Below are 11,374 nucleotides of genomic sequence, written 5' to 3' on the forward strand. Positions count from 1 at the left end.
GCCGCGTGAGGGCGTGGCGCATCGGTGGCGGGCGGGGTCGGAAACCCGTTGCCGCCCCGTCGGGGCCGCGCCAGGGTGGACACCATGGACGAGCATGAGGACAAGGGACTGAACGCGGACGGGACGATCGCCCGGGAGGGCTCTCTCGATCTCGTGGCCCCGGTGTTCGCGCCGGTGGTCGAGGCGGCGCGGGAGCGGATCGCCCGGACCTACGGCGACGCCCTGCACGGGACCTACCTGTACGGCAGCGTCCCGCGCGGGACCGCTCGACCGGGGCGTTCGGACCTGGACCTCATGCTGGTCTTCCACGAACCGCCCACCGAGGGGCACCGGGCCGCCGCCCGGCGGATCGAGGCGGAAATCGACGCCGCCTTCGAGCCGGTGGACGGGGTCGGTGTCCTCCTGGAGGGGGCGGCGGCGATCCTCGGTGACCCCCACGACGGTGGTTTCTTCGTCTCGCGCCTGTGCACACCGCTGTTCGGGGCCGACCTCGCCGACCGGTTGCCCTCCTACCGCCCCACCTCGCTGCTGGCCCGGGAGACCAACGGCGACCTGTACCTGTTCCCGGAACGCTGGCGGGCGCGGGCGGCGGACGCCGACACCGAGGCGGCCGTGCGCGCCCTCGTGCGCGGTTCCTCCCGCAAGACCCTCCGCAGCGCCTTCACCCTGGTCATGCCGGTCTGGGGCGGGTGGACCAGCGATCTGACGCGATCGGCGGAGATCGTCGGCCGCTACCACCCCGAGTGGGCGGGGCCGCTGCGACGCACCGCCGAGGTCGCCCTGGACCCCGCTGCGGACCGGGGGACGCTGCGCATGATCGTCGACGACCTCGCGCCCCGTGTCGCCGACGAGTACCGCAGGGTCCACGGGGAGAAGGCGCCCCGGTGACCGGGACCACGGCCAATGAGCGGTTTTTCGGGTAATGTCCGGCTCCGTGAGCCACGTGACCGCTTCCGACGGAACCCGTATCTGGTACGACGTCCTCGGAGAGGGCGACCCCCTCCTGTTGTTCAACGGCCAGTCCCTGGACCACGAGATGTGGGACGGGCCGCACGCCGCCCTGGCCGGTCGGCACCGGGTGGTGCGGATGGACTTCCGCGGTACCGGGGGCAGCGGAGCCCCGCTCGACCAGCCCTACACCCTGGACCTGTTCGTTGACGACGCCCTGGCCGTTCTCGACGCGCTGGGCATCGACCGGGCCCACGTCTACGGGTTCTCGATGGGCGGCAAGGTCGCCCAGCGGTTCGCGGTCCGCGCCCCCGAACGCCTGGGCGCCCTCGTCCTGGGCGCCACCGCCCCGGGCGGTCCCCACGAGGTGGAGCGCCCCCGCGAGTCCACCCTGGCCCTGCGCCGGGCGGGCACGGCGGCCGGGCGCGAGATGATCGGGCCGCTCTTCTACTCGCCGGGGTGGGCGGACGCCCACCCCGACACCGTCGCACGCGTCCTGCCGCGCGGTCCGCTGCGCGCCCAGCGCCTGCACTTCGGGGCGAGCGGCGGCCACGACGGATGGGACGCGCTGCCCTCGATCCAGGCGCCGACCCTGGTGGTGCACGGGGAGGACGACGAACTCACCCCGGTCGGCAACGCCGCCCTGCTCGCCGAGCGCATCCCGAACGCACGTCTGCTCGTGCTGCCCGGCCTGCGCCACGGTTACCTGCACGAGGACGAGGCCAAGGCCACCCGTGAGGTCCTCGACTTCCTCGCCGGGCACCCGCTGGGGTGGTCGGCCGACCGCTCCCGCTGACTCAGCCCCGCACGTCCCCGGACGGGGCGGGCTCCCGGACGCCGGTCCGGCCTCGACGCCGCAGGTAGAACTCGGCGATGAGGAGGTTGGGCACCCAGCACAGCCACGCGATCGCCGGATAGACCGCGACGAAGAGGTCCTCCTCTCCGTACTCCGGGCCCATCAGGGGGGCGAGGGCGGCCATCGACAGCGGCAGCAGCACCCGCAGCATCACCCCCGCCATGGTCAGCGAGAACGCGCGCACCATCCACTTCCGGTGGTCGGCGTACCGTCCGCCCCTGACCGCCCGCCACCCCGCCGCGGCGGTGGTGAACCACAGCACGGCCAGGAGAATGAAGCCCGTCTGCGCGATCGGGCCGTAGGTGCTCATCACCGCGACCACCAGCCCCGAGACCGCGCCCGGGAACACCCCCGCGAACAGGTGGATCCGGCCGATCACGCGGTGGGCCCCGCCGCGCCGCAAGGCGGGCCACAGTTGCAGCGGAGCGGTCACCAGGGCGATCACCGAGCACATCACATGGACCACGAGGAACGGGTAGTGCAGGGCCCAGGGGCGCAGGCCGACCCTGGAATCGTCCGGGTCGAGGCCGACGTAGGCGCCGACGGACACCAGGGCGACCAACGCGCACAGGACGGTCACCGCTGTGAGGGAGACCACGCCACGACGTCGGCGTGCGGTCGGAGCGGCGGGGGGAGGAGACGGCATCGGTGGTCCCTTTCGAGGGGTGAACGCTTCGTCTCCACTCTGTTCGCCCCCGGGCCGCGGCGGTATCGGGATCCCCCCGGAAGATTCCGGCCCCGCGGGTCCCCGGCCGGTGCCCCTCCCCGAGTACCCCTGGGGGATCTCAGGGTCCTTCCGGCACCAGGTCGGGCCCGTCGACCGCGTGCATGCGCGGTACGGGGAGACCGAGACCGGTCGCGTGCCGTGTCATCGACGCCTCGGCGGCCGGGGGACGGCCGTCCCGGTCGCGGCGGAGCACCGGCGGATCGTCCAGGGCGAAGACGTCGGCGTCACGGTCGGACGTCAGTGGTTCGGATCCCGGGGGTTCGGGAGCGGCATGGGGGATCCCTCGTTCCGGAACCCTCAGACGGGTGGCGGAAGGTCGCTGCGCAGCCGGTCCAACAGGCGGCGGTCCTTCTTGGTGGGCCGGCCCGCGCCCCGGTCCCGCCGGATGACGGGGATCGTCGCCTGGGCCGGGAGCTCGGGCGTGTTGTCCACGTAACACCGGGCCGCCAGCGGCGCGCCCACCCGCTTCTCCAGGACGTGGCTCACCTCGACGATCCGCGTGGTGCCGTGCAACCGCACCCGGACCTCGTCGCCGGCCTTCACCACGGAGGCGGGTTTGGCCGGCCGGTCGTTGACCCGCACATGGCCGCCACGGCAGGCCTGGGCCGCGTCGGACCGGGTCTTGGTGAGGCGGACGGCCCACAGCCAGCGGTCGACCCGGGTGCTGTCGGGGCCGGACGGAAGGGGGGCCGATGCGTCGCTCACGCGCGGGATCCTCTCCGAGGGACGGGAACACGGTCGGACGTTCGAGGCGTCTTGAGCCACTTTATGGGGACGACGGTACGAACCACTCCGGAGTCGCGCTAGAGTTGTACCAGCAACGAGGTCCTGTGGAGCAGCTAGGAGTGCTCGCCACCCTGTCAAGGTGGAGGCCGCGGGTTCAAATCCCGTCAGGACCGCAGTGGAAGGCCCGACACCCCAGGTGTCGGGCCTTCGCCGTTCTCGGGGCTGCGATCGCCACCACGGGGGCGGTGCGTGCGGGGCGACCGAGAGCGGCCGGGGGACGATGGGGAACACGGCGGGCACGGACGGGGCGGAGTCGTTCACCGGAGGCGGGGAGCGGGCCGTCGGGCACCATCGCGCGTCGGGGGAGGCACGACCGTGACCTATCGGTACGCCGTGGAACGGACCGACCGTTCGGCGTTGGCGAGCGGGCAGGTGCTCCGCTCGGCGCCGGGCTTCCCGGGTTTTCCGGTGCGGCTGGCGAGCGAGCTTTTCCAGCGGGCCGCGGTGCACGTCGGCCGTACGAGCGTACGGCTGTGGGACCCCTGCTGCGGGAGCGGTTATCTGGCGACGGTCCTGGGCCTGCTCCACCGGGAGCGGATCACCTCCGTCCGTGCCACCGATATCGACCCCGACGCGGTGGGGCTGGCCGCGCGCAACCTGCGGCTGTTGACCGCGGAGGGCCTGGCGGAACGCGAGGGGGAGCTGCGCCGCGCGGCACGCGACTTCGGCCGCCCCTCCTACGTGGAGCGCGCCGAGGACGCCCGGGGTCTGGCCCGAGGGCTGGCCGAGGCCGGAGGCGACCTGTCGCACGAGGCGGCGGTCGCCGACGTCTTCACCCTCACCGAGCCGGTCTCCGCCGACCTGGTCGTCACCGACGTCCCCTACGGCGACATGACCCACTGGTCGGGCGAGGTCCCGGGCTCGGACCCGATGGGCGCGACACTCGCCTCGCTCGGCCGGGTCCTGCCCCCGGAGGCCGTCATCGTGATCACCGCGCGGACGCGTCGCGTCGCCCTGCCCGAGGGAGTGCGCGCGCTGGAGCGGGTCAAGATCGGCAACCGGGCCGCCGCGCTGGTGCGTGCCCGCGACCTCGCCTCCTGACCGTGCCCACGGGACGTGTCCCGGCGGCCCCGGACGGACCCGCGACGCGATCGGGACCGTCGCCCGGGGCGGGCGGCCCCCGGGTCCCCCGAGCGGGTCCCGGAAGACGGATCGCCGAGATCCCGTGCCCGTACGGTCGGCGTGAACACCGCGTCGACCGTCAAGGTCGGATCTGCCGCGATTGTCACCCTTGTCGGTGTGGGACGCGTGACTTCCGAGTCGGACCAGGCATATTCGTTAAGGGAATGCGGCAGGTGCCGAACGCGGGCCTTCGAACGGGGTGTCATCTTCATGGAGGCGAATGGCAAAGCGAGTGCCGCGCTGTTCCGCCTTGAGGCGCGTCCGGCCCGCCCACCGGCCTCGGAAGACGATGGGACGCAGGTCGGATGCGTTGATCCTGAAGATGATGTGTTCTACCGCGACCATGGGAGTCACGGCCGTACGGCGCGTTCGGCATTCGTTGTCAACCGCACCGTGTTCTTTTTTCGGGATGTTCGTGTAAAAGGCGAGAACATCACGTGGGAAACCCGTGAGGCCGACGGTCCGCCGTCGGGGGCGGGTCGCCCCGAAGGCGAAATCCGACGTCGTCCGTGCGGCGCCGCCTCAGACCTTTCACACGCTGCGCCACCGGCGGTCGAGCAGGGGAGGGGCCCGTGAAGGATCGGGTCCGTCTCCTGGACCGGGAGGGCGACGGTCGCCCCGACGGGCTCTCACCGACGCGCGGTGGCGATCACGGTACCGACGACGGCGGAGGCGGCTCCGGCCGCACCGCGCGAGGAGGTTGGAATGAGTACCACCACCGACCGGTCCGGAGCGGAGGACGCCGTGCCGGCCACCGATGCGGGGTCGACCACCGGGTCGATCCGGACCGGCTGGCTCGACACGAGCCGGTCCGCCCGGCGTGCGCACCGCGGGGCGGTGACCCACCAGGTGGCGTCGGTCCTGCTCGGTTACCCCGACCGCGTCTTCTTCGAGAGGCTGCCGCTGGTGGCCCGGGCCGTCGCGGAGCTGCCCCGCGGGGCCGTCCACGACGCACTCCGGGAGTTCTGCGTCTACGCCTCCGTCACACCCGAGGTCGACCTGTGCCGGCACCACGTCGACGTGTTCGACCCGCGTCAGGGCAGATCGCCGTACATGACCCACCACACCGACGGGGACACCCGTCGGCGTGGCCGGGCCCTGGCCGAGATCGAGGCCCTCTACCGGGATGCGGGCTGGGACGTCTCCGCCGGTGAGCCGCCCGATCACCTGGCGGTGGTGCTGGAGTTCGCCGCGCGCGGCGACGCCCGCAGGGGCGGGGCACTGCTGTCGCGCCTGCGGCCCGGACTGGACCTGCTGGCCGCCGGGCTGGAAGAGTACGGGACGCCGTACACCCTGGTCGTGAACGCGGTCCGGTGGAGCCTGCCGTCTCGGAGCGCGGACGACGGGGAGGCGATGCGTCGCCCGCCCGAGCAGGGACCCCCGGCCGAGGAGGTCGGCCTGGGACCCTACGGGGTCCGCCGCACGCCGCCGTTGGTCGGCGGCCGGGATCACGGTCCCGAGGTGCCGCGCCCACGCGCCGCCGGGGGGCCGGACGCCTTCGGGCCGGCGGGTACCGGGGGACCCGACCGCGACGGGAACGCGCGGTGAACGGGCGGCCCATCCGGATCCTTCGCCCGGACATCGCCGCGAGGGCCGCCGCCGAGGCCCCGTGGCGATGGCACGCGCTCCCGGGGTGGCCCCGTTCGTCCTGTCACCGTTCACCGTTCACTCGAATCGTGCGCGTCCACAGGGCTCCGGTCGGCCACCTCTTCCGGTCCCACGCCGTCCATCGCGCCCGGGGCCCGCGCCCCGCCGCCGCAGGACGGGCGGGCCGACGGGGCCGGTAGCCCGTTCCGGACTCCGGGCCGGCCCCGCAGCCGACCTTTCGACGAGGAGACACTCGCCATGGAGCTCTTCCCACCGTTCCCCCTCGAAGAGTGGAACGACACCAAACAGACCCTGCACCGGTTCGAGCAGATCGTCGGCAAGGTGCGGCTGCACCACAGCCCGCGGCGCAACCACTGGTGGAACGCGCCCTTCCATCTGACCGGGAGCGGGATCACGACGCGACCGATGGGGCTGGTGGACGGCAACCCCGTCTTCACCGTCGACTTCGACTTCGTCCGCCACCGGCTGATCGCCACCACCATCGACGGGGGAGAGGTGTCGTTCCCGCTCCAGGGGCACGACGTGGCGTCGTTCTACCTGGCGTTCCAGTCGGCGCTGGACTCCCTGGGCGTGGACGGGGGTGTTCCGGACGCCACCCCGTTCGACCTGCCCGATCACGGGCGGCCGTTCGTGAAGGACACCGAGCACGCCACGTACGATCCCGACCACGCGTCCGCGTACTGGCGGATCCTGAGCCGGGTGAACCTGATCCTGGAGGAGTTCGCGGCCGGGTTCTCCGGCAAGACCAGCCCGGTGCACCACTTCTGGCACACCTTCGACATCGCGGTGACCCGTTTCTCGTCGCGCGTGGTGCCCCGGCCCGAGGAGGCCGGTGGAGTGGTGCGCGAGGCGTACTCGCGCGAGGTGGTGAGCTCCGGGTTCTGGTTCGGCGACGACAAGGTCCCCGAACCGTGCTTCTACTCCTACACCGCGCCCGAACCGGAGGGGCTCACCGATCGGCCGCTGCGCCCGGACGCGGCGGAGTGGGTGGAGAGCGGCGGTGGGCACCTGGCGCTGTACCGGTACGCGGACGCGCGCGAGGAGGACGATCCGCGCGCCGCCGTACTGGACTTCCTGGAGAGCGCCTACCGGGCCGGGGCCACCCTGGCCGGGTGGGACGTCGACGCACTGGCCTGTCCGCGGGGGGTCACCGATCCTTACCAGGGGGGTCGTTCCGGGGTCTGATGGCGTCGCGCGGGGCCGCGGGCGACCGCGGCCCTTCGTGTGTTCGGGGCGAAGCGGCAGGTGTGGGCGGGGGGTCCGGGTGGGAAAGTGGCATTCGTGAGGTGTGTGCACAAGGCGCACATGAGTGAGGGAGAGCCATGGACCTGACGGTCGTCGACGTTCCGGACCGCTCGCGTTACGAGGTCAGCGTCGACGGGAAGGTGGTCGGCTTCTCGGCCTACCACCGCTTGGAAGAGGGCGTGCTGGCGCTTCCGCATGTCGAGGTGGACCCCGCCCACCAGGGGCGCGGGGTGGCCGCCGAGCTGATGCGCCGCTCGCTGGAGGACGTGCGGACGAAAGGGCTGAAGGTGATGCCGATCTGCCCTTACGCGCGGGCGTACATCGCCAAGCACACGGAGTACGCCGACCTCGTTCAGTGAGCGGGATCGCCTGACCCATGACGTGTCCCGACGGTCGCCCCTTCGCGACCGTCGGGACGAGGGGGACACCAGGGCACTTTCGGGATGTTCGTCGAGAAAGCGTTCATGTGATTGCATCCGTGTTCTTTCCGTCACGGCGAATCACCGCTAGTGTTCTGGATCACAGTCGTGGCGGCCACTGTGTCCGAGAGGGAGCCCCCCATGCCCATCGTCTCCATCGAGCCCGCCACCGCCGAGCGGTGGAACGACCTGGAGAACCTGTTCGGACCCACCGGAGCCTACGGCCACTGTTGGTGCACCTTCTTCCGCAGGCGGGCCAAGGACTACACGGAGAGCACCACGTGCGAGCGTCCCAGGCGCGGGTCGGACAACAAGCAGGAGCTGCGCCGCCTCACCCTCGACGGTCGGGTGCCGGGCCTGATCGCCTACGACGAGGAGGGGCCGTGCGGCTGGGTGTCGGTCGCGCCCCGGGGGGACTACGTCCGCCTGGCCCGTTCGCGGACCCTGCGCCCCGCCGATCCCGCCGAACCGGGGGTGTGGGCCCTGGTGTGCTTCTGGCTGCCGCCGCGCCGCCGACGCCGAGGACTCGGGAGTCGACTGTTGGACGGGGCGATCGAGTACGCGCGGGCGCAGGGGGCGCGGGTGCTGGAGGCGTATCCGGTGGACACGGCCGGCGGTCGCGCGCCCAGCGCGGAGGTGTACGCCGGGACGGTGGAGATGTTCCGGCGGGCGGGGTTCACCCTGGTGGACCATCACACCAGTGAGCGCACCATCGCCCGGTTGGAGCTGAAACAGGAGTAGTGGACGTCTCGCCGGCGCGGTCGCGCGGTGGGAGCGCTCACGTGGGCGCCTCGGTCCCCGGTGGGGGCCGGGGCGCCCACGCGTGCCACGGGCCTCATCCGAGAGCGGGGTACCCCCCTGGGGTAATGTGAGGGGGGACACGGTGTCCGGAGGTGGAGGCGCTTGACGTTCCTATACCCCCTAGGGGTATAGTCGGTCATGCCGGGACAGTCACACGTCACTACAGGAGACGAAATGGCCACCACGACCACCGCTGTTTACACCGTTGACGGCATGAGCTGCGGTCACTGCGTCAACTCCGTCACCCAGGAGGTCGGCGGGGTCACCGGCGTCACCGAGGTGCAGGTGGACCTCGACGCCAAGCGGGTGACCGTGATCGGCGAGGGTCCCGTGGACGACGCCGCCGTGCGCGCCGCCATCGACGAGGCCGGCTACGAGGTGCGTGACTGAGATGAGAGTGACCACGAAGCTCGGGCTCTACGCCCTCGGCCTCGTGGTCGTGTTCGCCGCGATGTTCGGGGTCGGCTCATGGGTCGGCCCCGTCCTCCCCGCACAGCAGGACCACGTGGAGGAGACCACCGGCGGAGGCGATCACCCCGGTCCCCGGGATGCGGACCACGACGGAGAGGAGCACGACGGATGAGCGCCCCCGTCGAACTGGCCATCGGCGGCATGACCTGCGCCGCCTGCGCCAACCGTGTCGAAAAGCGGCTCAACCGGATCGACGGCGTCACCGCCACCGTCAACTTCGCCACCGAGAAGGCCAGGGTCGCCTTCGAGGGTGCTCCCGTCGCCGTCGAGGACCTCATCGCCCAGGTCGAGAAGGCCGGCTACACCGCCACCGTGCCCCGGAAGGAGGAGGAACCCCCGGGTGACGACGGACCCGAGGACCCCACCCGGGCGTTGCGCGACCGCGCCGTCATCTCACTGATCCTGTCGGTGCCCGTCATCGCCATGGCGATGTTCCCCGTGCTCCAGTTCACCCACTGGCAGTGGGCCTCGCTCACCCTGGCCGCGCCGGTCGTCGTCTGGGGCGCCCTGCCCTTCCACACCGCCGCCTGGAAGAACCTGCGCCTGGGCACCGCCACCATGGACACCCTCGTCTCCCTGGGCGTGTCCGCCGCTTTCCTGTGGTCCCTGTACGCCCTGTTCCTGGGCACCGCCGGCGAACCGGGCATGACGCACGCCTTCGAACTGACGATCGCACGCACCGACGGTTCCGCCGACATCTACCTGGAGGTCGCCGCCGGCGTCACCTCCTTCATCCTCCTCGGCAAGTACTTCGAGGCCCGTGCCAAACGCCGGGCCGGTACCGCCATCAAGGCCCTCATGGAGCTGGGCGCCAAGGAGGTCGCCGTCCTGCGCGGCGACCGTGAGGTCCGGATCCCCGTCGACGAACTCGCGGTGGGCGACCGTTTCGTCGTGCGCCCCGGCGAGAAGATCGCCACCGACGGCGTCGTCCAGACCGGCACCTCCGCCGTCGACATGAGCATGCTCACCGGTGAGTCCGTGCCCGTGGAGATCTCCCCCGGCGACGCCGTCGTGGGCGCCACCGTCAACGCCGGTGGCCGCCTCGTCGTCCGCGCCACCCGGGTGGGTTCCGACACGCGTCTGGCACAGATGGCCCGCCTGGTCGAGGAGGCGCAGAACGGCAAGGCGCAGGTCCAGCGCCTGGCCGACCGGGTCTCGGGGGTGTTCGTCCCCGTCGCCATCATGATCGCGATCGGCACGCTCGGCTTCTGGCTCGGCACCGGCGAACCCGTCGCCGCCGCACTCACCGCCGCGGTCGCCGTCCTCATCATCGCCTGCCCGTGCGCTCTGGGCCTGGCCACCCCGATGGCCCTCATGGTCGGTACCGGGCGCGGTGCCCAACTCGGCATCCTCATCAAGGGCCCGGAGGTTCTGGAGAGCACCCGCCGCATCGACACCATCGTCCTGGACAAGACCGGCACCGTCACCACCGGCACGATGGCGTTGGCGCAGGTCGTCGCCGCCGACGGAGAGGACGAGGCCGAGGTCCTGCGTCTGGCCGGTGCCCTGGAGAACGCCTCCGAGCACCCCATCGCCAAGGCCATCGCGGCCGGAGCCGCCGCCCACGGCGCCCTGCCCGTCCCCGAGGACTTCGCCAACCTGGAAGGCCTGGGCGTCCACGGGATCGTCGACGGGCACGCCGTCCTGGTCGGCCGCCCCTCCCTGCTGGAGGAGTGGTCCCAGCCGCTGGGGGAGGACCTCTCCCAGGCGATGAAGGAGGCCCGCGACCTGGGCCGTACCGCCGTCGCCGTCGGATGGGACGGCCGCGCCCGGGGCGTGCTGGCGGTCTCCGACACCGTCAAGCCCACCAGCGCCGAGGCCGTCCGCTCCTTCCGGGAACTGGGCCTCACACCGATCCTCCTGACCGGGGACGACGGGACGGTCGCCCGCGCCGTCGCCGAGGATGTGGGGATCACCGAGGTCATCGCCGAGGTCCTGCCCAAGGACAAGGTCGACGTCATCGAACGACTCCAGGCCGAGGGCCGCGTCGTGGCGATGGTCGGCGACGGCGTCAACGACGCCGCCGCGCTGGCCCGGGCCGATCTGGGGCTGTCCATGGGCACCGGCACGGACGTGGCCATCGAGGCCTCCGACCTCACCCTGGTCCGGGGCGATCTGAGGTCCGCAGCCGACGCCGTCCGGCTCGCGCGCCGTACCCTGACCACCATCAAGGGCAACCTGTTCTGGGCCTTCGCCTACAACTCGGCGGCCATCCCGCTGGCCGCGGCCGGGCTGCTCAACCCGATGCTGGCCGGTGCCGCCATGGCGCTGTCCAGTGTGTTCGTGGTGACCAACAGCCAGAGGCTGCGCCGCTTCGGTCGCTGACCGCCCGCCCCGCGCACGGGGACACCGTGGAGCGCCCGCCCCCTCGAAACCGACTGCCGGGGCGGG

General features: G+C 72.2%; 12 protein-coding genes and 1 tRNA gene. 11 read left to right on the plus strand and 2 right to left on the minus strand.

Annotated features, from left to right (window positions below; translation table 11 throughout):
* The first annotated feature begins 84 nt into the window (after positions 1-84).
* Together RM479_RS01460 and RM479_RS01465 are read left to right on the plus strand one after the other, a co-directional pair.
* Positions 85-888: a nucleotidyltransferase domain-containing protein gene (locus RM479_RS01460; protein ID WP_311509865.1), complete on the plus strand. Its 804-nt coding sequence runs from the start codon at positions 85-87 to the stop codon at positions 886-888.
* Positions 889-922: 34 nt separating this feature from the next.
* Positions 923-1,744: an alpha/beta fold hydrolase gene (locus tag RM479_RS01465; RefSeq protein ID WP_311509866.1), complete on the plus strand. Its 822-nt coding sequence runs from the start codon at positions 923-925 to the stop codon at positions 1,742-1,744.
* A 1-nt stretch (position 1,745) separates the two neighbouring features.
* On the opposite strand, the gene RM479_RS01470 is transcribed toward RM479_RS01465, so the two are convergent.
* Both RM479_RS01470 and RM479_RS01475 read right to left on the minus strand, forming a co-directional pair.
* Complete coding sequence (locus tag RM479_RS01470; RefSeq protein ID WP_311509867.1) at positions 1,746-2,450, minus strand: DUF2306 domain-containing protein; 705 nt, start codon at positions 2,448-2,450, stop codon at positions 1,746-1,748.
* A gap of 378 nt (positions 2,451-2,828) precedes the next feature.
* Positions 2,829-3,236 (minus strand): RNA-binding S4 domain-containing protein, encoded by a 408-nt coding sequence (locus RM479_RS01475; RefSeq protein WP_311509868.1) that lies wholly within the window; start codon positions 3,234-3,236, stop codon positions 2,829-2,831.
* 119 nt (positions 3,237-3,355) lie between these two features.
* Between RM479_RS01475 and RM479_RS01480 the strand changes: the two genes are divergently transcribed.
* From RM479_RS01480 to RM479_RS01520, 9 genes are all read left to right on the plus strand, one after another.
* Positions 3,356-3,430: transfer RNA gene (locus RM479_RS01480), tRNA-Asp, on the plus strand.
* 202 nt (positions 3,431-3,632) lie between these two features.
* Positions 3,633-4,358 (plus strand): rRNA methyltransferase, encoded by a 726-nt coding sequence (locus RM479_RS01485; RefSeq protein ID WP_311509869.1) that lies wholly within the window; start codon positions 3,633-3,635, stop codon positions 4,356-4,358.
* Positions 4,359-5,144: 786 nt separating this feature from the next.
* Complete coding sequence (gene narJ / locus RM479_RS01490; RefSeq protein WP_311509870.1) at positions 5,145-5,987, plus strand: nitrate reductase molybdenum cofactor assembly chaperone; 843 nt, start codon at positions 5,145-5,147, stop codon at positions 5,985-5,987.
* Between the two features lie 297 nt (positions 5,988-6,284).
* Positions 6,285-7,232, plus strand: a complete 948-nt coding sequence (locus RM479_RS01495) for a DUF5996 family protein (RefSeq protein WP_311509872.1) — start codon at positions 6,285-6,287, stop codon at positions 7,230-7,232.
* Between the two features lie 137 nt (positions 7,233-7,369).
* Entirely contained in the window at positions 7,370-7,651 is a 282-nt protein-coding gene (locus tag RM479_RS01500) for a GNAT family N-acetyltransferase (protein ID WP_311509873.1), read from the plus strand.
* A 201-nt stretch (positions 7,652-7,852) separates the two neighbouring features.
* Positions 7,853-8,452 carry a GNAT family N-acetyltransferase gene (locus RM479_RS01505; protein ID WP_311509874.1) on the plus strand — a complete coding sequence of 200 codons (600 nt, stop codon included), beginning with the start codon at positions 7,853-7,855 and terminating at the stop codon, positions 8,450-8,452.
* A gap of 234 nt (positions 8,453-8,686) precedes the next feature.
* Positions 8,687-8,902: a heavy-metal-associated domain-containing protein gene (locus RM479_RS01510; protein ID WP_311509875.1), complete on the plus strand. Its 216-nt coding sequence runs from the start codon at positions 8,687-8,689 to the stop codon at positions 8,900-8,902.
* Between the two features lies 1 nt (position 8,903).
* Positions 8,904-9,095: a hypothetical protein gene (locus RM479_RS01515; RefSeq protein WP_311509876.1), complete on the plus strand. Its 192-nt coding sequence runs from the start codon at positions 8,904-8,906 to the stop codon at positions 9,093-9,095.
* Positions 9,092-11,308: a heavy metal translocating P-type ATPase gene (locus RM479_RS01520; RefSeq protein WP_311509877.1), complete on the plus strand. Its 2,217-nt coding sequence runs from the start codon at positions 9,092-9,094 to the stop codon at positions 11,306-11,308. Before RM479_RS01515 ends, RM479_RS01520 begins: the two co-directional genes overlap by 4 nt.
* Positions 11,309-11,374: the final 66 nt, after the last annotated feature.

Origin of the sequence: Nocardiopsis lambiniae, assembly GCF_031845465.1 — a bacterium.
In the GTDB taxonomy this organism is placed as follows: Bacteria; Actinomycetota; Actinomycetes; order Streptosporangiales; family Streptosporangiaceae; genus Nocardiopsis; species Nocardiopsis lambiniae.